General features: G+C 70.0%; 23 protein-coding genes. 14 read left to right on the forward strand and 9 right to left on the reverse strand.

Going from position 1 to position 25,758, the window contains the following annotated elements:
- Nucleotides 1–4: 4 nt before the first annotated feature.
- The 6 genes from EEJ31_RS10300 to EEJ31_RS10325 all read right to left on the reverse strand — a co-directional run bounded on the left by EEJ31_RS10300 (nt 5) and on the right by EEJ31_RS10325 (nt 6,359).
- Nucleotides 5–1,477, reverse strand: coding sequence for a phytoene desaturase family protein (locus EEJ31_RS10300; protein ID WP_123046220.1), 1,473 nt, complete (start codon nt 1,475–1,477; stop codon nt 5–7).
- The gene (locus tag EEJ31_RS10305) at nt 1,474–2,457 is read right to left on the reverse strand and encodes a TIGR03557 family F420-dependent LLM class oxidoreductase (RefSeq protein WP_123046221.1); all 984 of its coding nucleotides are present in this window, start codon (nt 2,455–2,457) and stop codon (nt 1,474–1,476) included. The genes EEJ31_RS10300 and EEJ31_RS10305 overlap by 4 nt, the downstream gene beginning before the upstream one ends.
- A gap of 60 nt (nt 2,458–2,517) precedes the next feature.
- Complete coding sequence (locus EEJ31_RS10310) at nt 2,518–3,111, reverse strand: energy-coupling factor transporter transmembrane component T family protein (protein ID WP_123046222.1); 594 nt, start codon at nt 3,109–3,111, stop codon at nt 2,518–2,520.
- A 31-nt stretch (nt 3,112–3,142) separates the two neighbouring features.
- On the reverse strand, nt 3,143–3,823 hold the full coding sequence (locus EEJ31_RS10315) for an energy-coupling factor ABC transporter ATP-binding protein (RefSeq protein WP_123046223.1): 681 nt from the start codon (nt 3,821–3,823) through the stop codon (nt 3,143–3,145).
- Nucleotides 3,820–4,434, reverse strand: coding sequence for a biotin transporter BioY (locus EEJ31_RS10320; protein WP_123046224.1), 615 nt, complete (start codon nt 4,432–4,434; stop codon nt 3,820–3,822). Before EEJ31_RS10320 ends, EEJ31_RS10315 begins: the two co-directional genes overlap by 4 nt.
- 77 nt (nt 4,435–4,511) lie before the next feature.
- A complete protein-coding gene (locus EEJ31_RS10325) occupies nt 4,512–6,359 on the reverse strand; it encodes a glycoside hydrolase family 15 protein (RefSeq protein WP_267897621.1) in 1,848 nt (615 codons plus the stop codon).
- On the opposite strand from EEJ31_RS10325, the gene EEJ31_RS10330 reads away from it, so the two are divergent.
- On the forward strand, nt 6,341–7,717 hold the full coding sequence (locus EEJ31_RS10330) for a glucose-6-phosphate dehydrogenase (protein WP_123046226.1): 1,377 nt from the start codon (nt 6,341–6,343) through the stop codon (nt 7,715–7,717). The genes EEJ31_RS10325 and EEJ31_RS10330 overlap by 19 nt on opposite strands.
- A 3-nt stretch (nt 7,718–7,720) precedes the next feature.
- On the opposite strand, the gene EEJ31_RS10335 is transcribed toward EEJ31_RS10330, so the two are convergent.
- Both EEJ31_RS10335 and EEJ31_RS10340 read right to left on the reverse strand, forming a co-directional pair.
- Nucleotides 7,721–8,125: a hypothetical protein gene (locus tag EEJ31_RS10335; RefSeq protein WP_148040168.1), complete on the reverse strand. Its 405-nt coding sequence runs from the start codon at nt 8,123–8,125 to the stop codon at nt 7,721–7,723.
- 92 nt (nt 8,126–8,217) lie between these two features.
- Nucleotides 8,218–8,427 carry a hypothetical protein gene (locus EEJ31_RS10340; protein ID WP_148040169.1) on the reverse strand — a complete coding sequence of 70 codons (210 nt, stop codon included), beginning with the start codon at nt 8,425–8,427 and terminating at the stop codon, nt 8,218–8,220.
- 296 nt (nt 8,428–8,723) lie between these two features.
- Between EEJ31_RS10340 and EEJ31_RS10345 the strand changes: the two genes are divergently transcribed.
- From EEJ31_RS10345 to EEJ31_RS10390, 10 genes are all read left to right on the forward strand, one after another.
- Entirely contained in the window at nt 8,724–9,344 is a 621-nt protein-coding gene (locus EEJ31_RS10345; RefSeq protein WP_233563845.1) for a TetR/AcrR family transcriptional regulator, read from the forward strand.
- Nucleotides 9,345–9,347: 3 nt separating this feature from the next.
- Nucleotides 9,348–12,254 (forward strand): MMPL family transporter, encoded by a 2,907-nt coding sequence (locus tag EEJ31_RS10350; RefSeq protein ID WP_123046229.1) that lies wholly within the window; start codon nt 9,348–9,350, stop codon nt 12,252–12,254.
- Complete coding sequence (locus tag EEJ31_RS10355; RefSeq protein ID WP_123046230.1) at nt 12,254–14,155, forward strand: YhgE/Pip family protein; 1,902 nt, start codon at nt 12,254–12,256, stop codon at nt 14,153–14,155. The genes EEJ31_RS10350 and EEJ31_RS10355 overlap by 1 nt, the downstream gene beginning before the upstream one ends.
- Nucleotides 14,156–14,266: 111 nt before the next feature.
- Entirely contained in the window at nt 14,267–16,453 is a 2,187-nt protein-coding gene (locus EEJ31_RS10360) for a bifunctional alpha,alpha-trehalose-phosphate synthase (UDP-forming)/trehalose-phosphatase (RefSeq protein ID WP_233563846.1), read from the forward strand.
- A gap of 48 nt (nt 16,454–16,501) precedes the next feature.
- Complete coding sequence (gene ilvD / locus EEJ31_RS10365) at nt 16,502–18,196, forward strand: dihydroxy-acid dehydratase (RefSeq protein ID WP_123046232.1); 1,695 nt, start codon at nt 16,502–16,504, stop codon at nt 18,194–18,196.
- Nucleotides 18,126–20,036: an acetolactate synthase large subunit gene (locus tag EEJ31_RS10370; RefSeq protein WP_407643235.1), complete on the forward strand. Its 1,911-nt coding sequence runs from the start codon at nt 18,126–18,128 to the stop codon at nt 20,034–20,036. Before ilvD ends, EEJ31_RS10370 begins: the two co-directional genes overlap by 71 nt.
- Before the next feature lie 3 nt (nt 20,037–20,039).
- Entirely contained in the window at nt 20,040–20,549 is a 510-nt protein-coding gene (gene ilvN, locus EEJ31_RS10375) for an acetolactate synthase small subunit (protein ID WP_123046234.1), read from the forward strand.
- 34 nt (nt 20,550–20,583) lie between these two features.
- Entirely contained in the window at nt 20,584–21,612 is a 1,029-nt protein-coding gene (gene ilvC / locus EEJ31_RS10380) for a ketol-acid reductoisomerase (protein ID WP_123046235.1), read from the forward strand.
- A gap of 108 nt (nt 21,613–21,720) precedes the next feature.
- Nucleotides 21,721–22,191: a hypothetical protein gene (locus EEJ31_RS10385; protein WP_123046236.1), complete on the forward strand. Its 471-nt coding sequence runs from the start codon at nt 21,721–21,723 to the stop codon at nt 22,189–22,191.
- Nucleotides 22,188–22,535 carry a hypothetical protein gene (locus tag EEJ31_RS10390; protein ID WP_123046237.1) on the forward strand — a complete coding sequence of 116 codons (348 nt, stop codon included), beginning with the start codon at nt 22,188–22,190 and terminating at the stop codon, nt 22,533–22,535. Before EEJ31_RS10385 ends, EEJ31_RS10390 begins: the two co-directional genes overlap by 4 nt.
- Before the next feature lie 19 nt (nt 22,536–22,554).
- Here EEJ31_RS10390 and EEJ31_RS10395 read toward each other — a convergent pair whose 3' ends face one another.
- The gene (locus EEJ31_RS10395; protein ID WP_123046238.1) at nt 22,555–22,950 is read right to left on the reverse strand and encodes a DoxX family protein; all 396 of its coding nucleotides are present in this window, start codon (nt 22,948–22,950) and stop codon (nt 22,555–22,557) included.
- A 78-nt stretch (nt 22,951–23,028) separates the two neighbouring features.
- On the opposite strand from EEJ31_RS10395, the gene EEJ31_RS10400 reads away from it, so the two are divergent.
- Genes EEJ31_RS10400 through EEJ31_RS10410 form a run of 3 tightly spaced genes read left to right on the forward strand, consistent with a single transcriptional unit; the run spans nt 23,029 to nt 25,750 of the window.
- The gene (locus tag EEJ31_RS10400) at nt 23,029–23,487 is read left to right on the forward strand and encodes a hypothetical protein (protein WP_123046239.1); all 459 of its coding nucleotides are present in this window, start codon (nt 23,029–23,031) and stop codon (nt 23,485–23,487) included.
- Nucleotides 23,484–24,122, forward strand: coding sequence for a gluconate 2-dehydrogenase subunit 3 family protein (locus tag EEJ31_RS10405; protein ID WP_123046240.1), 639 nt, complete (start codon nt 23,484–23,486; stop codon nt 24,120–24,122). Before EEJ31_RS10400 ends, EEJ31_RS10405 begins: the two co-directional genes overlap by 4 nt.
- Nucleotides 24,122–25,750 (forward strand): GMC family oxidoreductase, encoded by a 1,629-nt coding sequence (locus EEJ31_RS10410; RefSeq protein WP_123046241.1) that lies wholly within the window; start codon nt 24,122–24,124, stop codon nt 25,748–25,750. The genes EEJ31_RS10405 and EEJ31_RS10410 overlap by 1 nt, the downstream gene beginning before the upstream one ends.
- The last annotated feature ends 8 nt before the right edge of the window (nt 25,751–25,758 follow it).

Here is a 25,758-nt window from a genome sequence, read left to right on the forward strand (position 1 = left end):
CAGGTCATCCTTTCGAGCCGGGGGAGAGGTCGGGCCCGTCGGTCATGCCGTACTCGTGTCGCAGCGCCGACAGGGCGGCGCGCCAGCCGCAGAGCCCGTGCACGCCCGGGCCCGGAGGGGTGGACGACGAACAGAGGTAGACGCCGGGCAGCGGGGTCCGCCAGGGATCGGTGGAGAGCACCGGGCGCATCAGGAGCTGCTTCATGGTCACCTCGCCCGAGGCGATGTCTCCGCCCACATAGTTCGGGTCGTGGTTCTCAAGGTCGAGGGCGGTGCGGCTCGACGCCGCGAGAATCGTGTCGCGGAAACCGGGCGCGAAGCGCTCGATCTGTCGCGTGACGTGCTCCTGCTGGTCCACCCCCGAGTTCTGCGGCACGTGCGTGTACGCCCAGAGCACGTGCCGCCCCTCCGGCGCGCGACTGGGATCGAAGAGGGTCGGCTGCGACACCAGCACATACGGGTCATCGGCGTGCTTCCCGCGCGCCACCTGGTTCTCGGCGCGGGCGATCTCCGCCCGGGTGCCGCCCACGTGAACGGTGCCGGCGCTTCGGAGCTCGGGGTTCTGCCACGGCACCGGATCCGACAGCGCGTAGTCCACCTTCGCGACGGCATTGCCGTACCGGAACGAGCGGAGCATCTGGCGGTACCCGGGCGGCAGCTCTTCGCCCGCCATCCGCAGCAGGGCGCGCGGCGTGACGTCGAGGAGCACCACCCGGGCAGGAGGAAGCTCATCAAGACTCCTGATGTAGCTGTCCGTGACGATCTCGCCGCCGTGCGCGACCAGGTCGTCGGCGAGCGCCCCGATGATGGAGCCGCTCCCGCCCAGCGGCACCGGCCAGCCGACCGAATGGGCGAAGGTGGCGAGGGTGAGTCCGGCGCCCGCGGTGGCGAGGCTCGGCAGCGACCGGATGGAGTGCGCGAACACGCCGGTGAGCATCGCCGGCGCCACTTCCCGCGAGAACCGCAGGTTCCACAGCGGGCTGCCCTGTTCGAGCACCCGCAAACCGAAACGGATGAGGGTGGCCGGGTGCGCGGGGATCCGCAACAGCTGGTCGCCGGTGAGCTCGGCCACCTCGCGCGAGTGCTCCACCAGCGGGGTGAACAGGTTCCGCCACGCGGGCCCGTCCGCGCCGAGGCCCGCCACGGTGCGTTCCAGGTCGTGCCAGGCGATGCCGGCGTTGCCGCCGGGCAACGGATGCCCATAGGAGATGTCGGGGATGGCCAGCCCGATGCGTTCGGGCAGCCCGAACCGGCGGAAGAACTCCGACGCGAGCGCCATCGGGTGCACGGCCGAGCACACGTCGTGCAGGAATCCCGGGAGGGTGAGCTCGCGCGTGCTCGCGCCGCCGCCGATGTGCGATTCCTTCTCGTACACGCGCACGCTCAGGCCCGCGCGTGCCATGGTCACGGCCGCGGCGAGGCCGTTCGGGCCGGAGCCGACGACGATCGCGTCGACGTCGGTGCGGGCGGCCGTCATCCGCGGTCCAGCGCACGCAGCTTGTCGAGGAGCGGCCCTGCCGCCTGGGCCAGGAAGTCGTCCTGTCCCTCGTCGCCCACCTGGACGATCGCGATGTCGGTGTAGCCGGCCTCGATGAACGCCCTGGCGCTCTCGGCCAGTTCATCGAGGTCCGGTCCGCACGCGAGGGACGAGGCGACGTCCTCCGGCCGGACGAATTGCGACGCCCCGGCGAAGGCCTCGGGTGTGGGCAGGTTCGCGTTGACCGGCCAGCCGCCCGAGAACCAGCGGAACTGCTCGTGCGCCCGCTCCACCGCCGCCTGCTTGTCGTGGCCCCAGCAGATCGGCAGTTGCCCGATGATGCGAGCGGATGCCCCGTCGTCGCCGTGGGCCAAGCGCCACGCGTCCACGAGCGCGCGGTCGGGGATCGTGGAGATGAAGTGGTCGGCCAGCGGCGCGAACTGGGTGACCGACTTCGGCCCGGAGACCGCGATCCCGATGGGGACGCCGTCGTCCGGGAGATCCCAGATCTTCGCCGAGTCGACGCGGAAGTACTCGCCCTCCCAGGTCACGGTGTCACCGGAGTGCAGTTCACGGATGATGCGCACCGCCTCCTCGAGCATGTCGTGGCGTGCGTCGACGGCCGGCCAGCCCTCGCCGACGGCGTGCTCGTTGAGGTTCTCGCCGGAACCGAGGCCGAGGATGAACCGGCCGTCGGCGAGCAGCTGCATCGTGGCCGCCTTCTGCGCGATCACCGCCGGGTGGTAGCGGACGGTCGGGCAGGTGACGTAGGTGGCGAGCTCCACGCGGCTGGTCGCCTGAGCGACGGCGCCGAGCACCGACCAGGCGTAGGGCGCATGCCCCTGCGACGACAGCCAGGGGGAGTAGTGGTCGCTGGAGACCTCGAAGTCGTACCCCGCGTTCTCCGCGGCGATCGCGTACCGCACCAGGTCCTTCGGCCCGCTCTGTTCGGTCATGAGGGTATAGCCGAATCGCGTCATGCTGCCACGCTGTCACCGGTCCTGCGCATCGTCAAGCCGTGCACGGCGCGGCAGCAGCGGTCAGTCGTCGAAGCCGCGGGCGGTGAGGGCCTCGCCGATCGCGTCCGCGGCGTACAGCGACCGCACCACCACCGGCACCGCGAGGGCGACGAGGGAGCGTTCCTGCCCGCGCGCCCGGCGCGCTTCGGCCACCTCCTTCACGATATCGGTGACGAGGGGAACACACCGGATCACGAGGGCGATGAGCAGCCCCACCCGGTCGGCGTCCACGAACCGGCCCCAGGGCCGGAGCAGAGCTTCGCAGGCCGCCAGCACACTGCTCACCGTGGTGGTGAGGGTGAAGAGCGCGGCGAGAGCCACCGCGATGATGAGCCGTGCGGCCATGAGACCGGCCTCCGGCCACCCGGCGAACAACGCCTGCAGGGGCACGGCGACGATCAGCAGCCAGAGCACCGGTGCCACCTGCCGCCAGGCGACGCCGAGCGGCACCCGGGCGAGGGCGAAGAGGGCGGCCAGGAGCGTGGAGGCGACCGCGACGGCGACCGGTCCGCGCATGAATGCGAGCAGGGACACGCCGACCGCGAGCAGCAGCAGCTTCAGCAGCGTGGGCGTACGGTGCACGACCGAGCGGCCCGGCAGGTAGAGCCCGATCACGGCAGTGCTCCTTTCATCGTCCGCGCCCTATTCAGGCCAGCAGCGCGTCGTAGGCGGCGAGGGCGACCGCCGGCGTCGCATCCGCTGCCACGCGGCCCTCGTCGATGACGATGACCCGGTCGAAGGCCGGCAGCAGCTCCAGCTGGTGCGTGACGACGATCACCTGCTGGGGCAGGCCCGCCAGCAGCGCGCCGATCCGGCGGCCGTTGCGGGCGTCGAGCAGGGTTGTCGGCTCGTCGGCCACGACGATGGCCGGCTCGGCGACCAGCACCGCGGCGAGCGCCAGCAGCTGCTTCTGGCCGCCGGAGAGACGGTGCGACGGATGCTCCGCGTGGCCGGCGAGCCCGAACCGGTCCAGCGCGGCGTCGGTGCGAGTCGAGATCTCGGCGGCGCTCAGCCCTCGCCCGCGCAGGGTGAAGGCGACATCCTCCCGGACGGTCGGCATGACGATCTGGTTGTCGGGGTTGGTGAACACGAACCCCACCCGGCGGCGCACCTCGCGGCCGCGGCGTCCCACGTCCAGGCCGTCGACGGTGACGCGCCCGACGTCCGGAGTCACGAGGCCGTTGATCATCCGGGCGAGCGTGGACTTGCCGGAGCCGTTGGCGCCCACGATGCCGATCCGGTGCTCGGCCAGGCGCAGCGTGATGTCGCGGAGCACCTCGCGCTCGCCGAACGCGTGCGAGACCTGCGCGAACTCGACGACGCTCACGGGGTGAGGACGGCGGCCCTGTCGCGCCGGACACCGGGGATGAGGCCCGGGTAGGCCCGGTGCACCTGCCGCGCCACGAGCACGGTGATGACGACCTTGATCAGGTCGCCCGGAAGGAAGACGACGCAACCGGCGAACGCCGACCAGAGCGGCAGCCCCAGGTTGAGTGCCGTGACGGGAGCACCGACGAGGTACACCGCCACGACGCCGCCGAGGAAGGTCGCACCGAGCGCCGGCCAGAACGGATACCGCGGCAACAGCCGGGCGGTGAGCCAGCCGGTCACGGCGGCCCCGAGGAGCCAGCCGTACGGATACCCGGCTGCGGGCGACGTGGTGAACCAGACGATGCCGCCGCGACCCCCGGAGAGGAGCGGCAGGCCCGCCGCGGCCAGCGCGTCGAACAGGAGCACGGCGAGGAACCCCTTGCGGGCGCCGAGGATCGCTCCGGCCAGCATGACCCCGAGGGTCTGGAACGTGATCGGAACGGCCAGGCCGCCGATGCTCAGGCCGCCGGGCAGCCCGAGGGCGGCGATCAGTGCGGCGAAGATCGCGATCTGGGCGAGGTCGCGGGCCGTGAGCGAGCGGGGGCGCCGGGAAGAAGCTGCGGTCATGCTCACCAATTTAAAAGGTATGCCGGGCACGGCGCAGACGACGTCCTACAAAGAAACGCCGGGATCTCTGGACGGCGTCACTTCGCGACCGACTGCGTGGGGGACTGGCTGCCCGCGACGATCGCGTCGACGGCACGCACGAGTGCGAGGTGCGAGAAGGCCTGCGGCGTGTTGCCCGCCTGGTGCCCGCTGTGCACGTCGTATTCCTCCGAGAGCAGCCCCACGTCGTTGGGAAGCTCGGCGAGGCGGTCCATCAGCTTCTTGGCGTCGTCCATCCGTCCCGAGGTCGCATACTGCTCCACGAGCCAGTAGGAGCAGGCCAGGAACGGATGCTCGCCCGGCGGCAGGCCATCGACCGACGCATGCGTGATGTAGCGCATGAGCAGGCCGTCCCGCAGCAGGTCCTCCTCGATGGCGGCCACGGTCCCCAGCATCCGCGGGTCGTCGGGCTCGCAGTAGCCCACCTGGGGGAGCACCAGCAGCGACGCGTCCACCTGCTCGCTGCCGAAGAACTGGGTGTAGCTGTTGCGGGACACGCTGAACCCGCGGTCCTCGATGTCGCGTCGCACACGGTCGCGCATCGCTTCCCAGCGCTTCAAGGGTCCTTCCAGCCCGAACTCGGTGATGCCGCGCACCGCACGGTCGAAGGCCGCCCACACCATCACCCGGGAGTGGGTGAACTCGCGAGCCGGGCCGCGCATCTCCCACAGGCCCTGGTCGGGGCGGTGCCAGTTCTGTTCCAGGAAGGCCATCAGCGCACGCTGCAGCGGCCAGGAGAACTGGGTCTCCTCCACGCCGGCGACGCGTGCAGCGTGCAGGGCCACCATGACCTCCCCGATCACGTCGGACTGGAACTGGGCGACCGCGGCGTTCCCCACCCGCACGGGCGTGGAGTCCCGGTAGCCGGGAAGGCTCGGCAGCACGCGCTCCGGCAGGTAACGCTCGCCGGCCAGCCCGTACATGATCTGCACGTCGTTCGGGTCGCCGGCGATGGCGCGCAGCAGCCACAGCCGCCACTGCTCCGCCTCGTTCTCGTAGCCGTGCGAGAGCAGCACCTCGAGGGCGAGGGACGCGTCGCGGAGCCACACGTACCGGTAGTCCCAGTTGCGGTTGCCGCCGAAGCTCTCGGGCAGCGATGTCGTGGCGGCGGCCACGATGCCGCCGGTCGTCTCATGGGTGAGGGCGCGAAGCACCAGCATCGAGCGGATGACGTCGGAATAGTACGGGCCCTCGTGGCTGCAGGCCTTGGCCCACTTGTTCCACCATTCCTCCGTCTGCTCGAACGCCTTGTCGACATCCGTTGCCGAGGGCGTCGGCCGGTGGGAGGGATACCAGGTCATCTGGATGTCGACGCGGTCGCCGTCGGAGACGGTGAAGTCCGAGGTGTGACGGTGATCCGACGGCCGCAGGTGCGGGCCACGCACCACGATGGCGTCGGGGCCGGCGACGGCGATGAGGCCGTTCACCGGTTCGTCCTGCAACTGGCGCACCCATGGCACGGTGGACGCGTAGGAGAAACGGATGCGCAGGTCCTGCGTCATCTCCACCGAGCCGGAGACCCCGCGCACCAAGCGCACCAGGTCGGCGCGCCCGTCGCCGTGCGGCATGAAGTCGATGACTTCGGCGACGCCGGTCTCGGTCGTCCAGGTGGTCTTCAGGATGAAGGTGTCGCCGATGTATTCACGCTCGCACGTGGCGTCCAGGTCGGCGGGGCGCACCAGCCAGCGGCCGTGGTCCTCGTTGCCGAGGAGGGCCCCGAACAGCGAGGCGGAGTCGTAACGCGGAAGGCAGAGCCAATCGATACTGCCGTTGCGTCCGACCATGGCCCCGGAGTGGCAATCGCTGATGAGTGCATAGTCTTCGATGTTCAGTGCCATTCGTCCATACTTCCAGCTAGCGTCGGAATATGGACCAGACGATCTCAACTCTCTTGATTCTCGGAGCCAGCGGAGACTTGTCGTCCCGGTTGCTGCTGCCCGCCCTCGGCCAGCTCCTCACCAAGCAGCCCGGCTACGACGTGCACCTCGTCGGCTCGGGCATCGAAGACCTGGGTCCCGACGCGTGGAAGACGCTCGTCAGCACCGCGTTCGCGTCGACCGATTCCCAGGGCCCCGCCGTCGACTCCTTGCTGGCCGGCACCCACTACCAGCAGGCCGACGTCACGAAGGCCGACGATCTGACGACGCTGCTGGGGCTGTGCACCGGTGCCCCGGCGATCTACTTCGCCCTCCCGCCGGCGGTCACCGCTAAGGTCTGCGACGCGCTCTCCGAGATCGACCTGCCCGAGGGCACCCAGCTGGCGATGGAGAAGCCGTTCGGAACCGACGAACGGGGCGCACGGGAGCTGAACGCGCGCATCGCCCGGCTCGTGCCCGAGAACCAGGTGCATCGCGTCGACCACTTCCTCGGCCACTCCACCGTGTTCAACATACTGGGGCTGCGCTTCGCCAACCAGATCTTCGAGCCGGTCTGGGACAGCAACCACATCGAGAAGGTCGACATCGTGTTCGACGAGCAACTGGGACTCGAGGGGCGGGCGCGGTACTACGACCACGCCGGCGCTCTGGTCGACATGCTGCAGAGCCACCTGCTGCAGGTGCTGTCGATCGTGGCCATGGAACCGCCCGCCACCCTGGAGGCCGGTGACCTGCGCGACGCCAAGGGCATGGTGCTGCGTGCCACCCACGTCTACGACGACGACCCCGCCGCCCACAGCCGCCGCGCCCGCTACACGGCGGGATCCATCGCCGACCGCCACTTCGTCTCCTACGTCGACGAGCCCGGGGTCGACCCGGCGAACCACACCGAGACCCTCGCCGAGGTCACCGTGGGGATCGAGAACTGGCGCTGGGCCGGCGTGCCGTTCACGCTCCGCTCCGGGAAGGCACTCGGCGAACGCCGGCGGGAGGTCGTCATCACGTTCAAGCCCGCCGCCCACATCCCCACCGGCCTGACCGGCGCTAAGGAGCCGACGGTGCTGCGCATCTTCATCGGGCCCGACAAGATGTCGCTGGAACTCAACATCAACGGCCCGGGCGACCCGTACACGATCGAGCGCGTGAGCCTCGACGCCACGTTCGAGGCCGGCCAGTACCGGGCCTACGGCGAAGTGCTCGGGGGCATCCTCGCCGGCGATCCGTCCTTGTCGGTGCGCGGCGACACCGCGGAGCAGTGCTGGCGGATCGTGCAGCCCGTGCTCGACGCCTGGCGGGCCGACGAGGTGCCGCTCGACGAGTATGCGGCCGGCTCCGAGGGGCCGGCGAACTGGAACCGCGTGGGCTGAGCCTCAGGCGACCAGCCGGGTCTCCGCGCCGCGCACGGGGAGTTCGACGGGGTCGGTGACGGTGGCGCGGCGCGGGTCCGCCCAGACCGAGATCGGCGCGGGTTCCCAGGGGAGCGCGACCGGCTCCTGGATGTCCGCCGCGAGGGTTTCGCCGCGCAGCGCCGCCCTCTCGCGCTCCAGCAGCCCGGCCAGGTCCCGGGCGATCTCGCCGGCCTTCAGGTCGTGGAAGATCGTGTCGGTGTCGTCGCTCGAGCGGGGGACGAGCGTCCAGGCGCCCTGCGCACCGACGAGTTTCGAGAGGGCGCCCTGCAGCAGGTCGAGGGTTTCCTGGGCGGAGAGTTCAGGCGCGGGAACCGGAACGGCCGGAGCCTTGACGGCTGCGGCCACGTGACGTCGACGACCAAACACGGCAGGCCCCTTTCGAACCGGAAAACGAGATGTGTTTCCCGAGTCTGGGGCACGGCAGGGTGAACGCCGACGGGACACGCCGAAGATTCAAGTTAAGAATGAAGCTTAAGCTTCTCGTGCTCGTCGTTGCGCTCCCGCGCGTCGATGATCACGGTGCCGATCGCCGTCGCCGTGCTGAGGGCCCAGCCGAGCCAGAGCAGGAGCAGTCTCCAGTCGCGAGGCCCGGTGCGCGTGGCGCGCACGGCATTCCATCCCCCCGAGACCACGCCGATCATCGCACTGCTGAACACAAATTTGCGCATGCCTGTCCTCCCGCCCCCACGCTACCCCCGACACCCCCTTTCGCCAGTGCGGGCCAACTGCCGCCTTGGGGAACGAGAGGCGGCCGAAAGGCCGCACTCGCGCGGTACTCCTCCCGTGGTCATTTTCGCGAGTGCGGGTGAAGTGCCGCCTTGGGGAACGACGGGCGGCCGAAAGGCCGCACTCGTGGGCGGGGCGGGGGGCGGGGCGCGGCGCCGGGGGGCGGGGAGGCTGGGAGGACGCTGGGGAACTGACCGATCGGACAAAGTCTGACCGATCGGTCAATTAGACTTTCGCTGTGATTGCGAACAGTACTGACCGGCATCCGTTGCGGCACAACGCCGGGGACGACCTGCGCCTCATCGCCCTGCAGCAGTTCTCCTCGGTCGGCTTCGCCGGCGCGTCCCTCCAGCAGATCGCCGACGCGGCGGGCTACTCCAAGTCGAGCGTGCTCTACCACTTCGCCTCCAAGGAGGCCCTGCTCGAGGAAGCGCTCACCCCTGCCATCGCGCGCCTCAGGGAGATGGTGGACCAGCTGGCGGCAGACCCCGACCGAGTGCGCGCCCGGGCTCGATTCATCGACGACTTCATCGACTTCCTGCTGCAGTTCCGGCTCGAGGTGCACACCTTCATCAACCAGGGCCAGTCGCTGCGGCACGTCCCCGTCGTCGACCGGGCGCAGGGACTCATCGTGCGGCTGGCCGACGTGCTGTGCGACGAGACCGCCAGCATCGAGGATCGCCTTCGATTCGGCATCGCCCTCGGCGGCGCCGCCTACACGCTCGTCGCCGGCCTCACCTTCTTCAACGACGAGATCGCACCGGCAGCGGATGTCCGGCCGGCGCTCCGCGCGGTCGTCACCGAGCTCCTCGCGCCGGTCTCCGTCGCGGGTTCCTCCGCGCCCGGAACGGAGAACTGACCCATGGCCATCCTCCTGCAACGGCTCGGCCGGTTCGCCTTCCGCCGCGCCTGGCTCGTCATCGGCGTCTGGCTCGTCGTGCTCGCGGGCATCCTCGGCGGCGGCGCCGCCCTCGGCGGTCAGACCCAGGAGTCCTTCGCGATCCCCGGGACCGAATCCCAGGACACCATCGACAAGCTGGCCGAGGTGTTCCCTGCCGCGGGTGGCGCCCAGGTGCAGGCCGTGTACCGGGCGCCCGACGGGGCATCCGTCAGCGATCCCCGCTACAAAGACGCGATCGAGGAGATGGCCACCGCCCTACAGAAGGTGCCGGGCGTCGAGTCGGCGATCACGCCGTTCTCGCCATACGCGTCCGACGCGGTCTCCGACGACTCCTCGACGGCGTTCACCCAGGTGCAGCTGACGGGCGCGTCAACGGATGTCACACCCGAGACCCTGAAGGCGGTCACCGCGACGGCGTCCATCGGGGAAGCGGCGGGACTCACCGTGGCCTTCGGCGGCCAGGTCTTCCAGGACAACACCTTCGGCATCACGATCACAGAGGTCTTCGGCGTCGTCTTCGCCGGCGTCGTGCTCATCATCACCTTCGGCTCGCTGCTGGCCGCCGGCATGCCGCTCCTCATGGCGCTCATCGGGGTCGGGGTGGCCATCGGCGGCGTCACGGCCGTCTCCGCCTTCGCCACCGTCTCGAGCACGGCACCCATGCTCGCTCTCATGCTGGGCCTCGCGGTCGGCATCGACTACTCGCTGTTCATCCTCTCCCGGCATCGCCTTCAGCTGGCCCGCGGCATGGATGCGGAGGAATCCGCCGCCATCTCGGTCGCGACAGCGGGAGGAGCGGTCGTCTTCGCCGGGCTCACCGTGATCATCGCCCTGCTCGGGCTTCTCGTCGTCGGCATCCCGTTCCTCTCGGTGATGGGGGTCGCCGCCGCGTTCGCCGTGCTCGTCGCGATGCTCGTCGCCCTCACCCTGCTCCCGGCCGTCCTCGGCCTGCTCGGGAGCCGGCTGGCACCGCGGCCGGGCAGCCGCACGTTCCGCCGGGCCGTCGCGGGCGATGCCGGCAGCCCGACGCTCGGCCGGCGCTGGGTCGGCCTCGTCCTCAGGGCGCCCGCGGTCGCGGTCGTCGCGGTCGTCGCCGTCCTCGCCGTCCTGGCCGTCCCGGCGCTCAGCCTCGATCTGAACCTTCCCGACGGTGCGAGCGAGCCGGCAGGGTCCACCCAGCGCCAGGCCTTCGAGATGATCGAGGACGGCTTCGGGCCCGGCTACAACGGGCCGCTCATCGTGGCCGTCGACATCACCCAGACCACCGACATCGTCGCCGACCTCGCCGGCATCCGCACCGAGCTGCAGCAACTCCCGGACGTGGCCTACGTGGGCAAGGGGTTGCCGAACGAGACCGTCGACACGGCCATCATCCAGGTCATGCCGGAGAGCGCGCCGAACGCGGCCGAGACGAAACAGCTCGTGCAGTCCATCCGCGATCTCGCGCCCGGCATCGAGGCCGAGTTCGGCACCCCGATCGCCGTCACCGGTGCCACCGCCGTTTCGATCGACATCTCGAACCGGCTGAGCAACGCGCTGATCCCGTTCGCCCTCATCGTGGTCGGCCTGTCGATCATCCTGCTGATGATGGTCTTCCGCTCGGTCTTCGTGCCGGTCAAGGCCGCGGTCGGGTTCCTCCTCTCGGTGTTCGCGTCTCTCGGCGCGACGGTCGCCATCTTCCAGTGGGGCTGGTTCGCGGATGCCCTCGGCGTGGAGCCCGGCCCCATCCTCAGCTTCCTGCCGATCCTGCTCATGGCCGTCCTGTTCGGCCTGGCCATGGACTACGAGGTCTTCCTCGTCTCCGGCATGCGGGAGGAATTCGTGAAGACCGGCCGGCCGCGACAGGCCATCACCGGCGGCTTCACGCACGCGGCGCGGGTCGTCACCGCCGCCGCCCTCATCATGTTCTTCGTCTTCTTCGCGTTCGTCCCCGAAGGGTCCGACGTGATCAAGGGCATCGCCTTCGCCCTCGCCGTCGGCGTCTTCCTCGACGCCTTCCTGGTGCGCATGACCCTGGTGCCCGGCGCCATGGCGTTGGCCGGCCGTGCTGCGTGGTGGCTGCCGCCGTTCCTCGCGCGCGTCCTCCCCAACGTGGACATCGAGGGCGAAGGGCTGCGCGATCACCTGGCTGCCCGCGAATGGGCCGGGGAACAGGGGCTGGCCATCACGGCCGACGCCCTCGTGGCCGGCTCGCCGGCGCACCCCATCGGCCCCATCGACGTCCGGGTGCCGCGCGGCGGACTGGTCTTCCTCACCGGCCCGGTCGCCGAGCGCAGGGCGCTCGCCGCCACCCTGTCCGGCCGCCTCGACCCGGTGTCCGGGCGCCTCCAGGTGCACGGCATCCCGCTCCCGTCCGAGCGGTCCCGTGCCCTCGGCGCCGTCGCGCTCTGCCAGGTCGCCGGAGTCCACGAAGAGGTGCAGTCGGCGACCGTCGCCGACGTGATCGCCGAGCGCCTCGCCCTGACGCTGCCCTGGTTCCGGAGCCGGGTGCGCGCGGGACAGATCGACGAGTGGGTGCGCCGCGTGCGTCACGCGCTGGAGACGGCGACCAAGGAGCATCCTGCCCTGACCGCCGCCACGCCGATCGCCTCGCTCGCACCACTCGAGCGCGCCGCCGTCCGCGCCGCCGCCGCGCTCGCCGAGAAGCCTGCCGTCGTCGTGGTCGACCTGGGCGAAGAACGCGCCGAACGGCGCGTGGCCGGCGTCCTCGGCGCCCTGGCCCCGACAACCACCACGATCGTGCTGAGCGCCGCGGCCGTCGCCTCCACCGCCAAGAGCAGCACCGGCAGCCGCGACCTCCGCCGCATCCTGCTCGGCGCGGCGCCCCTCACCGACCCCGACCCGATCGACAGGAAGGCCGTGCTGTGATGAGCAACGGGCTGCACAGAATCACCGCAGGCACCCGGCGGAACGCGCTCACCGCGCTCGCCGTGGCCGGCCTCGTCGCCGTACCGCTCGCCGTCGCCGGGCTCTTCGCCGGCGCCTTCGGCAGCGCGAACGACCGCGTCGACACCATCCCCGCGATCGTCGTGAACAACGACGAGATGGTCAGCACCACCGGCGCCGACGGCGCCGAACAGAACGTGCTCGCCGGGCGGCAGCTGGTGACCCAGCTCACCGGTGGCGACGACGCCGGATTCGACTGGACCATCTCCAACACCGCGTCGGCCAGGCGGGCCCTGGCCGACGGCTCCGCCTACGCGGTCCTCACCATCCCCGAGGACTTCTCGGCGTCGATCACCTCGCTGTCGACCGCCACGCCCCGCCAGGCGAACATCGAGATCCGAACGGATGACGCCCACTCGTACCTCGCGGGCTCCACCGCCCAGGCACTCGGGCAGGCCATGTCCGGCGCCTTCGGCCGCGCGATCACCGAGCGGTACCTGGCCGGCTTCTACCGGCAGCTGGGCACCATGGGTACCTCGCTGCACGCGGCCGCCGACGGCGCAACGGATGTCGCCACCGGCGCCGGGGACCTGGCGAAGGGACTCGACACCCTCGCTTCGGGCGCCGGGTCGGCGGCCGCGGGAGCCGCCGACGCCGCATCGGGCGCGGCGTCCCTCTCCGGCGGTGTCGCCGACTACACCTCGGGCGTCGACACCCTGGCGGACGGTCTCGGCGATGCCGCGGACGGCGCGCGGGGCCTCGACCGGCTGGGCGACGGCTGGTCGCAGTACACCGACGGCGTCGGACAGGCGGCGGCCGGGTTCGAGGACCTCCGGTCGGCCATCCTGGCGGACCCCGCCAACAGCTCCTACGCGCAGTCCCTCGCCGGCTTCCAGGACACCCTCGACACCCTCGCCGAGCAGGGCCGGACCCTGAGCGGCCAGACCGACGGCGCCCTCGGATCGGTCCAGGACGGCATCGCGCAGGGTGCGGCGGGCGCGAACGCCCTCTCCGACCAGTCGGCCGCGCTGCGCACCGGCGCATCGGACCTCGCCGCCGGTGTGTCCACACTCTCGGGTGGGGTGACGAAGCTCGCCTCCGGCACGTCGCAATCCGCCGCCGGCGCCCACAGGCTGAGCGATGGGGCCCGAAAACTGGCCACGGGCCTCGGCTCCGGCGCCGACCAGGCCGACGCCGCGGGCGACCAGGATCCCGCGGCCACCGCGCACATCGTGGCCGAACCGGTGACCGTGAGCACGAGCCGCGCGAACGCCATCGACGGCATCGGTCCCGTCATCGGCATGCTGGCCGTGCCGATCTCACTCTGGATCGGCGCCCTCGTGATCTTCCTCTTCCTCCGGCCGGTGACGGCGCTGGGGCTGGCCTCCACCGCTCCCACCCTTCGGCTGGTGCTTCGCGGACTCTGGCGCACCGGCGGGATCGTCGCCGGCCAGGCGGTCGTCGTCGTCGCCCTGCTGCACGGCACGCTCGGCGTGCACTGGTCACTGCTGCCGGCCACCCTCGCCTTCGGGCTGCTGACCGCCCTCGCCTTCACGAGCGTGCACTACCTGCTGGCCGTCGGACTCGGCCGGGCCGGGGTGGTGGTCTCGCTGGTGCTGCTCGCACTGCAGCTCACCTCCGCCGGCGGTCTCTACCCGATCGAGGTCGTCGCGGGACCGTTCCGGGCGGCCAGCCCGTTCCTGCCGCTCACCTGGGCCGTGCAGGGCATGCAGGGGATCGTGTCCGGTGGGCACGGGGTCGGCGCGGCGGTGACCGCGCTGTTCCTGTTCGCGGTGGCCGCGGCCGCTCTGTCGCTGGGGATCGTCTCGGCCAGGCGCCGGGAAGTGCCGTGGAGGCCAGCTGTTATCCTGAAAAACGTGTGACAGCCGCACAGTGCCGGCCGCATCGGCCAGCCGTATCGGAACGGAGGAACCATCAGTACTCCCACCCCATCCCGTCGATCCGGGCAGCAGACCGGCCGTTATTCGCTCGTCGTGGTCTCGAATCGGCTGCCCGTGGACTTCGAGGTCGGACCTGACGGGGCCGAGAGCTGGACCACCTCGCCCGGCGGACTGGTCACCGCGCTCGAACCGCTCATGCGGGCCTCCGACGGCGCCTGGGTGGGCTGGCCGGGCGTCGCCGACCGGAGTTTCGAGCCGTTCGAGAACGACGGCATCTCCATCGTCCCGGTCCGGCTGAGCAAGCAGGACATCGAGCGCTACTACGAGGGCTTCTCCAACGACACGCTCTGGCCGCTCTACCACGACGTCATCTCCCCGCCCAGCTACCACCGCGAGTGGTGGGACTCCTACGTCGCCGTCAACCGTCGGTTCGCGCAGGCAGCCGCCGACGTGGCCGCCACGGGGGCGACCGTCTGGGTGCAGGACTACCAGCTGCAGCTGGTGCCGCGCATGCTCCGGGAAGCGCGGCCTGACCTCGTCATCGGCTTCTTCAACCACATCCCCTTCCCGCCGTACGGCATCTACTCCCAATTGCCCTGGCGCAAGCAGATCATCGACGGGCTCCTGGGCGCCGACCTCATCGGCTTCCAGCGCTCCGCCGACGCCAGCAACTTCTCCAGCGCCGTTCGCCGGCTCTTCGGCTTCACCACGCGCGGCATGGCCATCGACGTTCCCGACGGTGACCTCGGCCGCACCCGCCGGGTCATCGCCAAGCCCTTCCCGATCTCCATCGATGCCGCCAGCTTCGAGGAGCTCGCCCGGCGACCCGAGATCCAGGCGCGGGCGAAGCAGATCCGGGAGGACCTCGGCAACCCGAAGAAGATCATGCTCGGCGTCGACCGCCTCGACTACACCAAGGGCATCGGGCACCGCATCAAGGCGTACGGCGAGCTGCTGCGCGACGGCCGCCTCGCCGTCGACGACGTGGTGCTGGTGCAGGTCGCGAGCCCGTCCCGGGAACGGGTGGGCGCATACATGGCCCTGCGCGACGAGATCGAGCTCATGGTGGGCCGGCTGAACGGCGACTACTCGACCATCAGCCACGCCGCCATCAGCTACCACCACCACGGCTACCCCCGCGAGGAGATGGTGGCCCTGTACCTCGCGTCCGACATCATGCTGGTGACCGCGCTGCGCGACGGCATGAACCTCGTGGCCAAGGAGTATGTGGCGGTCCGGTTCGACAACGACGGCGTGCTCGTGCTGAGCGAGTTCGCCGGGGCCGCGGACGAACTGCGGAAAGCGGTACGCATCAACCCGCACGACATCGACGGCGTCAAGGACGCCATCATCGACGCCGTCGAGATGCCGCCCCGCGAACGGTCGAAGCGGATGCGCGCCCTTCGCCGAAAGGTCTTCGACAACGACGTCGCCGCCTGGTCGGCGAGCTTCCTGGAGACCCTGACCGGGGGAGCAGCCGTGCAACCGGGTGTTCCGGAGAACCTGGTGGCGGCGCTCCGCCGCCTGGCCCGGGCCGACACTCTCCTCGTGGCTCTCGACTTCGACGGGACCCTGGCACCCCATGTGGACCAGCCGGAGGACGCGCGGGCGGTCGAGGGTGTGCGGGAGGCCGTCGAGCGGCTTCTGCGCCAGGACGGCGTGCGCGTCGCGCTCGTCTCCGGCCGGGCCCTGGTGAGCCTCCGCCAGGTCGCCGAGCCGCCGGAGAAGGTGTTGCTCACCGGCTCCCACGGCGTGGAAGTGCAGCTGGACACCCCGGGGATCGAACTCAACCTCGCGCAGGCCGAGCGTGAACAGATCGAGACGCTCTCCCGCGTGCTCGAGCGCATCAGCGGCGGCGTGGCCGGGTCGTTCGTCGAACGCAAACCCGCCGGACTGGCCCTGCACACCCGGCTCGCCACGAGCGAGGAGGGCCGCGCCGCACAGCGTGAGGCCATGGAACAGGTGGGGGAGATCCTGCCGGGCATCACCGTGCGGGAGGGCAAGAACGTGCTCGAATTCTCAGTGCGTTCCGGTGACAAGGGTGAAGCCCTGGAGCAGTTGCGACGGCACGCCCGTGCCGACGCGGTGCTCTACGCCGGGGACGACGTGACCGACGAGGACGGCTTCGCCGTGCTGAACGACAACGATCTCGGCCTCAAGGTCGGGCCCGGCGCATCGCTCGCCGGGCACCGGGTGCGCGGGCCAGAAGAAGTCGCCCAGGTGCTGGCCCTGCTCGCCGACTTCCGGGGCATCGACCGCGCCGCCGACAGCACGGAGTGAGACAGCACCGTGCACGGAGCCGCCGGTCGTGCGTTCTAGACTCTTAGCATGCCTGAGATCGACATGAAACCCCGCAGCCGCGACGTCACCGACGGAATCGAAGCCACCACCTCCCGCGGAATGCTTCGCGCCGTGGGCATGGGTGACGCGGACTGGGACAAGCCGCAGATCGGCATCGCAAGCTCCTGGAACGAGATCACGCCCTGCAACCTCTCGCTCGACCGGCTCGCCCAGGCCTCCAAGGAAGGCGTGCACTCGGGCGGGGGATACCCCCTCCAGTTCGGCACCATCTCGGTCTCCGACGGCATCTCGATGGGCCACGAGGGCATGCACTTCTCGCTGGTCTCGCGTGAGGTCATCGCCGACTCCGTCGAGACCGTCATGATGGCCGAGCGCCTCGACGGCTCCGTGCTGCTGGCCGGCTGCGACAAGTCGCTCCCGGGAATGCTCATGGCCGCCGCGCGGCTCGACCTCGCATCCGTCTTCCTGTACGCGGGATCCATCGCGCCGGGCTGGGTGAAGCTCTCCGACGGCACCGAGAAGGACATCACGATCATCGACTCCTTCGAGGCGGTCGGAGCGGTGAAGGCCGGCCGTATGAGCGTCGAGGACGCCAAGCGCATCGAGTGTGCCTTCGCCCCGGGTGAGGGCGCCTGTGGCGGTATGTACACCGCCAACACCATGGCGAGCGTCGCGGAGGCCCTCGGCATGAGCCTCCCCGGGTCGGCGTCGCCCGCCTCCGCCGACCGCCGCCGCGACTACTACGCCCACCGCTCGGGCGAGGCCGTCGTCAACATGCTGCGCCTCGGCATCACCGCGCGCGACATCCTCACCCCGAAGGCCTTCGAGAACGCCATCGCCGTCGCCATGGCCTTCGGCGGCTCCACCAACGTGATCCTGCACCTGCTCGCCATCGCCAACGAGGCCGAGGTCGAACTGACCCTCGACGACTTCAACCGCATCGGCAGCAAGGTCCCGCACATCGGTGACCTGAAGCCGTTCGGCAACTACGTCATGAACGACGTCGACCGGCACGGCGGCGTTCCCACCGTCATGAAGGCCCTCCTCGACGCCGGCCTCCTGCACGGCGACGCGCTCACCGTGACCGGCAAGACCGTGGCCGAGAACCTGGCCGAGATCAACCCGCCGGCACTCGACGGCGAGGTGCTGCACACCCTCGACGACCCGATCCACCAGAGCGGCGGGCTCACCGTGCTGAAGGGCACGCTCGCGCCGGAAGGGGCCGTCGTCAAGACCGCCGGATTCGACGCCGCCGTGTTCGAGGGCCCCGCCCGCGTGTTCGAGCGCGAACGCGCCGCCATGGACGCGCTCACCGAGGGCCGCATCCAGAAGGGCGACGTCGTCGTCATCCGTTACGAAGGCCCCAAGGGCGGCCCCGGCATGCGCGAGATGCTCGCCGTGACGGCCGCCATCAAGGGCGCGGGGCTCGGCAGTGATGTACTACTATTGACGGACGGTCGATTCTCAGGCGGCACAACCGGACTGTGCATCGGCCACGTAGCACCCGAAGCGACGGACGCAGGTCCGATCGCCTTCGTGCGCGATGGTGATCTGATACGGGTCGATATCGCAGCTCGCTCGCTTGACCTACTTGTCGACGACGCAGAGCTGGCCGCCCGCCGAGAAGGCTGGGCCCCTCTTCCCCCGCGCTATACCCGCGGCGTCCTGGCCAAGTACGCCAAGCTCGTGCGTTCGGCCGCCCACGGCGCCGTCACAGGATAAGCGCGCCCACCATCCGTTTCAACGTAGGGAAGCACCGTCCATGACCACGGAACAGACCCCCGTGCCCACCCCGTCCAGTCCATCGTCCGACCAGCCCGAGATCCTCACCGGGTCGGGCGCCATCCTGCGGTCCCTCGAGAACCTCGGCGTCACCGACGTCTTCGGCATCCCCGGCGGCGCCGTCATCCCGTTCTACGACGAGATCATGGCGCAGGATGCCGTGCGCCACATCTTGGTGCGCCACGAGCAGGGCGCCGGCCACGCCGCCGAAGGCTATGCGGCCGCATCGGGACGCGTCGGCGTCGCCATCGCGACCTCCGGCCCCGGGGCGACGAACCTGGTCACCGCCATCGCCGACGCCTACATGGACTCCGTGCCGATGCTGGCCATCACCGGCCAGGTGTTCTCCACCCTCATGGGCACGGATGCCTTCCAGGAGGCCGACATCGTCGGCATCACCATGCCGATCACCAAGCACTCCTTCCTCGTCAAGCGCGCCGAAGACATCCCCGCCGCGATCGCCTCGGCGCACCACATCGCCTCCACCGGGCGTCCCGGCCCCGTGCTCGTGGACATCACCAAGGACGCGCAGCAGAACTCGGCACCCTTCATCTGGCCGCCGAAGCTCGACCTGCCCGGCTACCGGCCGATCACGAAGGCGCACGGCAAGCAGGTGCAGGCGGCGGCGAACCTGCTGGCCACGGCCCGCAAGCCCGTCTTCTACGTCGGCGGCGGCGTCATCCGCTCGCACGCCTCGGCCGAACTGCTCGAACTCGCCGAGGCCAGCGGCGTGCCCGTCGTCACGACGCTGATGGCGCGCGGCGCCTTCCCCGATTCGCACACCCAGCACCTGGGGATGCCCGGCATGCACGGGTCGGTGCCCGCCGTGCTCGCGCTGCAGGAGAGCGACCTCATCGTCTCGCTCGGCGCGCGCTTCGACGACCGCGTCACCGGCAAGGTGTCGGAGTTCGCACCCCACGCGGCCATCGTGCACGTCGACGTCGACCCGGCGGAGATCTCGAAGATCCGCACGGCCGATGTGCCCATCGTCGGTGATGCCAAGGACGTCATCGCTGACCTCATCGTCGCCTTCCGCGAGGCCACGGGAGGCACCGCCCCCGACCTGTCGGAGTGGTGGACGTACCTCGATGGCCTCCGCACCCAGTTCCCGCTGGGCTTCACCGAACCGACCGACGGCCTGCTCTCGCCCCAGTACGTCATCCAGCGCATCGGCGAACTCACCGGCCCGGAGGCCGTGTACGCCGCCGGTGTCGGGCAGCACCAGATGTGGTCGGCGCAGTTCATCAAGTACGAGCGCCCCAACTCCTGGCTGAACTCCGGCGGCGCCGGCACCATGGGGTACTCCGTGCCCGCCGCCATGGGGGCGAAGGTGGCCGAGCCGGACCGGGTGGTCTGGGCGATCGACGGCGACGGATGCTTCCAGATGACCAACCAGGAACTGGCCACCTGCGTGATCAACAAGATCCCGATCAAGGTCGCGATCATCAACAACTCGTCGCTCGGCATGGTCCGGCAGTGGCAGACGCTTTTCTACGACGGCCGTCACTCGTTCACCGACCTGAACACCGGGCACGACACGGCGATGATCCCCGACTTCGTGAAGCTCGCCGATGCCTACGGCGCGCTGGGCATCCGGGTGAAGACCCGTGACGAGGTCGACGCCGCCATCACGAAGGCGCTCGAGACGAACGACCGTCCGGTCGTCATCGACTTCATCGTGAGCCGCGACGCCATGGTGTGGCCGATGGTGCCACAGGGAGTGAGCAACAGCTTCGTGCAGTATGCCAAAGACCACGCCCCGACCTGGGGAGAGGAGTAAGCCATGAGCACGCATGTCCTGAGCCTCCTCGTCGAGGACAAGCCCGGCCTCTTGACCCGCGTCGCCGGCCTGTTCGCGCGCCGCGGCTTCAACATCGAGAGCCTGGCCGTCGGGCACAGCGAGATCGAGGGCCTCTCCCGCATCACGGTCGTCGTCGACGTGGAGGAGTTCCCGCTCGAGCAGGTCACCAAGCAGCTCAACAAGCTGATCAACGTGATCAAGATCGTGGAACTCGACCCCGGCCAGTCCGTGCACCGCGAGCACCTGCTGGTCAAGGTGCGCGTCGACAACACCACCCGGTCGCACGTGCTCGAAGCCGTGTCGCTGTTCCGCGCGCGCGTCGTCGACGTGGCCACCGACGCCCTCGTCGTCGAGGTCACCGGCGATTCCGGGAAGATCCAGGCGCTGCTTCGGGTGCTGGAGCCCTACGGGATCAAGGAGATCGCCCAGTCGGGTCTCCTCGCGATCGGCCGGGGTTCCAAGTCCATCACCGACCGCGTTTTCAAGAGCTGAAACGTCCACAACAACAACTAGGAGAGAACACCTCGTGGCAGAGATCTACTATGACAAAGACGCCGACCTGTCCATCATCCAGGGCAAGAAGGTCGCCGTCATCGGCTACGGCTCGCAGGGTCACGCCCACGCGCAGAACCTTCGCGACTCCGGCGTCACCGTCGTCATCGGCCTGAAGGAGGGCTCCAAGTCGCGCGTCAAGGCCGAAGAGGCCGGCTTCACGGTGCAGACCCCGGCCGAGGCGTCCGCCTGGGCCGACGTCATCGTCATCCTGGCGCCCGACCAGGTGCAGCGTCACCTGTTCGCCGACGACGTCAAGCCCAACCTCGCCGAAGGCAAGGCGCTCGTCTTCGGGCACGGCTTCAACATCCGCTTCGGCTACATCGAGGCGCCCGAGGGCGTCGACGTGGTCATGGTTGCCCCGAAGGGGCCCGGCCACACCGTGCGCCGCGAGTACGAGGCCGGCCGCGGCGTGCCGGTCATCGTCGCCGTGGAGAAGGACGAGTCGGGCAACGCCTGGCCGCTCACCCTGAGCTACGCCAAGGCGATCGGCGGCCTGCGCGCCGGCGGCATCAAGACGACCTTCACCGAAGAGACCGAGACCGACCTGTTCGGTGAGCAGGCCGTGCTCTGCGGCGGTGCCTCGCAGCTCATCCAGTACGGCTTCGAAACGCTGACCGAGGCCGGCTACCAGCCCCAGGTCGCCTACTTCGAGGTGCTGCACGAGCTCAAGCTCATCGTCGACCTCATGTGGGAGGGCGGCATCGCCAAGCAGCGCTGGAGCATCTCGGACACGGCCGAGTACGGCGACTACGTCTCGGGCCCGCGCGTCATCGACCCGCACGTGAAGGAGAACATGAAGGCCGTCCTGGCCGACATCCAGAGCGGCGCATTCGCCGACCGCTTCATCAAGGACCAGGACGCGGGGGCCCCGGAGTTCCTGGCGCTCCGCAAGAAGGGCGAAGACCACCCGATCGAGGCGACCGGTCGCGAGCTGCGCAAGCTCTTCGCGTGGAACTCCTCCAACGACGACGACTACGTCGACGGCGAAGTCGCCCGCTGATCCGCTGAACACGACACGGCGGGACCAACCGATTCGGTTGGTCCCGCCGTTTCATGCGCGCGGCCGTCTTGTGAGCTGTCGCGCCTGCGGATCGCTAACCTAGGCAGTATGGCCACTGAACCGGACGACGACGCCCTCCGCTGGGCGGGCGACACCGATCCGACCCTTGACGCGCCGGTCGCCGGTGCGGCAGCGCGACCGCGAGAAGACCCGGAGCTCCCCGACGGCTGGAGCGTGCCGAAGCCGCGACGGGACCGTGCCGATCCCGTCGCCGTCACCGCACCGGCTGCCGGCTCGTTCGCGCTGGTCGGGATGGGGGTCGTCGCCGGCATCTACTTCCTCTACACGGTCGGCTGGTTCCTCAGTGCCTCCCGCGTGGGCAATCCGCTGGCCGACCCCGTCGGCGCCTTCATGTTCTCGCTCGGCGCCTGGCTCGCGGTGGCCGCGCCGCTGATCTGGTTCGGCGCGGTTGTCTGGCTCACCGACGAGCGGCCCCGCGCCAGGGCCGGCTGGCTGATCGCCGGTGTGGTGCTTCTCGTCCCGGTGCCGGTCATCCTCGGGGTCGGGGGAGTGTCATGAACGCCGACACACCGGCAGAACGCGTCACCCCCTTCTGGTTGACGGTGACGATCGCGGTCATCTTCGGCCTGTTCTACGCGTACGACGCCTGGGAGGCGGTCGGCAACCTCGTGGGGCTCAACCTGCAGGCGCAGAGCCTCGACACCCGGCTCAGCGGCTTCGGCTGGGGCGTGCTCATCGGCGGCATCGCGCTGCCCATCGTGGTCTACGCGGTGGCCTTCTGGCTCGGCCACAAGCGCTCCGCGACCGTGCAGGCCCTGCTGCTCCTGGCCGGGCTGGCGCTCGTCGCCGTGCTCGCGCTCGACATGTTCGTCGTGTTCGGACTCGGCCGCCTCATCGTCTGAGTCTTCAGGAGATCAGCGATCAGACGATCGCGAGCACGAGCAGCGCCATCAGCAGCAGCTGACCGGCGAGCCGCGGCAGCAGGGGCACCGCGACGCGGCCGAACCGTTTCGGGTGCCGCGCCGCGTACGCATTGGCCGGGAAGACGGCCACGAGGAAGACGACGAGGCACATGCCAGCGACGACCGCCGTCGGCGGCCACAGCAGGCCGATGCCGCCCGCGATCTCGCAGACCCCCGTGAGCACGACGAGGACCCGCGGGGTGAACAGCCCGGCCGAACGCAGCCCGGGCGGGATCATCGCCGACATGGTGCGCTTCACACCGGGAACGAAATGGGTGATCCCCATTCCGATGAACGCGAGGGCCAGAACGAGCCGCAGAACGAACTGGAGGATAAGGACCGTCATGCTGCTCATCGTTCCATTCTGCCGGGGTATCCCTTGCCGGGTTCCGCGACCCGGCACATGATGGAAGCCGGAGTACGAGGAGGCGGAATGTTCGAACGCGGCACGAAGATCGAGAAACTGCACGGCATCGACAGGATGGTCCGGAACGTGGAGACGGGCCGGTTCGAGCGCAGCCTCTCCGGACTGACCGCGGTGGGGGCGGTCGTCACGGCCGCCGAGATCTACTTCGAACACGACAGCGCCAGCTTCGGCAACAAGTGGATGTGGGCGCCCGTCATCCTCGGGCCGGTCGGGGCCGTGGCAGGAATCGCCGGCGTCGTGAGCAAGCCGCTCGCCAAGACGCTGCTCCCTCTCGCATCCGTCACCATCATCGCGAACGGGCTGCAGGGGACCTGGCTGCACGCCCGCGGGATCGCCCAGAAACCGGGCGGATGGCGCAACTGGCGCTACAACGTCGAGATGGGCCCGCCGCTTCTGGCCCCGTTGCTGGTCACGCTCGTCGGCGGCATGGGGGTGCTCGCGGCGATCCTGAGGCGGGAGAAATGAACCAGCTTCCGCTCGACCCCGCCGACGGAGGCGGCCGTTTCCCGGGATTCGACGTCATCGCCCAATCCGGCCATTGGGACCGGGCGACCCAGTCCGTGGTCGGCTCGCGGCTCGGCCTGCTCCCGCACGTGCGATTCTTCACACCCGAGGAGGAGGTTGTGGCGCGGGCCCTCTTCGACCAGATTCTCGACCAGCGGGAGGAACCGCGCGTGCCGGTGTTCAACATGGTGGACGTGCGACTCGCCGAGCAGCAGACCGACGGCTGGCACTACGAGAGCCTTCCCGCCGACGCGGAGGCGTGGCGACGATCACTCCGGGCCCTGAGCGACGACGCCGACGCCCGGCACGGCGTTGGCTTCGCCGACTGCGCCTGGGAGCAGCAGTCGGCGATCCTGGACGCCGTGCAGAAGCGCGGCGACGACGACTGGCACGGCTTCCCGGCGTCGCGGGTCTGGTCGTTGTGGACCCGCTACGCGTGCACGGCCTTCTACTCGCATCCGTGGGCCTGGAACGAGATCGGATTCGCCGGGCCCGCCTACCCGCGCGGTTACAAGAACATGGGCGTCGACCGGCTCGAACCCTTCGAGGTGCGCGATATCCGGCCCCATGACGACCCCGCGCGGCGGGACAGCTGATGGGCAGGGTCGAGGACCGCAATCAGTCTGCCTGGCTGCTGCTGCCCGATGGCTCCCGGCCGGAGCCGCGGCTGCGTGACCAGATGCGTCGCTTCGCCGACGACGATGAGGTCGACCTCGTCATCGTCGGCTGCGGCGCCGGGGGGTCGACGCTGCTGCAACGGATGGCGCGTGCGGGCTGGAAGGTCGTGGCGCTTGACGCCGGACCGTTCTGGGAGCCCGAGACCGACTGGGTCAGCGACGAGGCCGGATCGCACCACCTGTACTGGGAGGAGCCCCGGGTGATCGGAGGGTCCGACCCGGTTCCTCTCGGATCCAACAACTCCGGCCGCGGGGTGGGCGGTTCGATGGTGCACTACGCCGGCTACACCCCGCGCTTCCACCCGAGCGACTTCCACACCCGGTCGCTCGACGGCGTCGGTGCGGACTGGCCGTTCGCCTACGAGGACCTGAAGCCGTACTACAGCGACATCGAGAACGAACTGCCCGTCGCCGGTGAGGACTGGCCCTGGGGCGACCCGCACTCGTACCCGCAACGCCCGCACCCGGTCTCCGGGAACGGGGAGCTCTTCATGCGCGGCGCCGACGCCGAGGGCATCACCGCCAAGGTGGGGCCCGTGGCGATCAGCAACGGTCGATTCGGGCATCGGCCGCACTGCATCTACCGGGGCTTCTGCCTGCAGGGCTGCAAGGTCAACGCGAAGGCGTCGCCGCTGATCACCCACATCCCCGACGCCCTCGACCACGGCGCCGAGGTGCGCGCCGACTCCATGGTCAGCAGCATCGAGATCGATGAGCGCACCGGCCGCGCCACCGGCGTGCACTACATCCAGGACGGCCGGAGCCGTTTCCAGCGCGCTCGCATGGTCGCCATCGCCGGGTACTCCATCGAGACGCCCAGGCTGCTGCTGAACTCCACCTCGAAGCGGTTCCCCGACGGCCTCTGCAACGATTTCGACCAGGTCGGCCGGTACCTCATGGTGCAGGGTGCACCGCAGACCGCCGGCCGATTCGAGTCAGAGGTGCGCATGTGGAAGGGCCCGCCGCCGGAGGTCAGCACCGAGGACTTCTACGAGACCGATCCGTCCAAGCCGTACAAGCGCGGCTTCTCCATCCAGAGCGTCTCTCCGATGCCCATCGCCTGGGCCGAGCACGTCATGGCGCAGGGTCACTGGGGCGCCGCGCTCCGGCACTACATGAGCGACTACGTGCACTGGGCCTCCTACGGCGCACTGTGCGAGTTCCTGCCGCAGCCCGACAACCGGGTGACCCTCGCCGAGGAGACCGACCGCCACGGACTGCGCGTCGCGAAGTTCGACTATTCGCAGTGCGACAACGACCGGCAGCTGCTGGCCGCGGCGCAGGGCGTGATGGAGCGCATCCTCACCGCGGCGGGCGCCAGCGAGGTCATCACCATCCAGCGGTTCGCGCACCTGGTCGGCGGCGCACGCATGGCGGACAACGAGCGCGACGGCGTGGTCGACGGCGACGGCGTGACCTTCGCCGTCCCCAACCTGCTGATCACCGACGGCAGCGTGCTCCCCACGCAGGGGAGCGCCAACCCGGCGCTGACGATCATGGCCGTCGCCGCCCGCGCGGCCGACCGCCTCATCCGCCGGAAAGGCTGACAGGCACG

Origin of the sequence: Cryobacterium tepidiphilum, assembly GCF_003716325.1 — a bacterium.
GTDB classification, from domain to species: Bacteria; Actinomycetota; Actinomycetes; order Actinomycetales; family Microbacteriaceae; genus Cryobacterium; species Cryobacterium tepidiphilum.

Coding starts and splice junctions, on each gene's coding strand:
- EEJ31_RS10300 (WP_123046220.1), bottom strand. CDS start 1,477: ATGACGGCCGCCCGCACCGACGTCGACGCGATCGTCGTCGGCTCCGGC.
- EEJ31_RS10305 (WP_123046221.1), bottom strand. CDS start 2,457: ATGACGCGATTCGGCTATACCCTCATGACCGAACAGAGCGGGCCGAAG.
- EEJ31_RS10320 (WP_123046224.1), bottom strand. CDS start 4,434: ATGACCGCAGCTTCTTCCCGGCGCCCCCGCTCGCTCACGGCCCGCGAC.
- EEJ31_RS10330 (WP_123046226.1), top strand. CDS start 6,341: ATGGACCAGACGATCTCAACTCTCTTGATTCTCGGAGCCAGCGGAGAC.
- EEJ31_RS10340 (WP_148040169.1), bottom strand. CDS start 8,427: ATGCGCAAATTTGTGTTCAGCAGTGCGATGATCGGCGTGGTCTCGGGG.
- EEJ31_RS10350 (WP_123046229.1), top strand. CDS start 9,348: ATGGCCATCCTCCTGCAACGGCTCGGCCGGTTCGCCTTCCGCCGCGCC.
- EEJ31_RS10355 (WP_123046230.1), top strand. CDS start 12,254: ATGAGCAACGGGCTGCACAGAATCACCGCAGGCACCCGGCGGAACGCG.
- ilvD (WP_123046232.1), top strand. CDS start 16,502: ATGCCTGAGATCGACATGAAACCCCGCAGCCGCGACGTCACCGACGGA.
- ilvN (WP_123046234.1), top strand. CDS start 20,040: ATGAGCACGCATGTCCTGAGCCTCCTCGTCGAGGACAAGCCCGGCCTC.
- EEJ31_RS10385 (WP_123046236.1), top strand. CDS start 21,721: ATGGCCACTGAACCGGACGACGACGCCCTCCGCTGGGCGGGCGACACC.
- EEJ31_RS10390 (WP_123046237.1), top strand. CDS start 22,188: ATGAACGCCGACACACCGGCAGAACGCGTCACCCCCTTCTGGTTGACG.
- EEJ31_RS10395 (WP_123046238.1), bottom strand. CDS start 22,950: ATGAGCAGCATGACGGTCCTTATCCTCCAGTTCGTTCTGCGGCTCGTT.
- EEJ31_RS10400 (WP_123046239.1), top strand. CDS start 23,029: ATGTTCGAACGCGGCACGAAGATCGAGAAACTGCACGGCATCGACAGG.
- EEJ31_RS10405 (WP_123046240.1), top strand. CDS start 23,484: ATGAACCAGCTTCCGCTCGACCCCGCCGACGGAGGCGGCCGTTTCCCG.
- EEJ31_RS10410 (WP_123046241.1), top strand. CDS start 24,122: ATGGGCAGGGTCGAGGACCGCAATCAGTCTGCCTGGCTGCTGCTGCCC.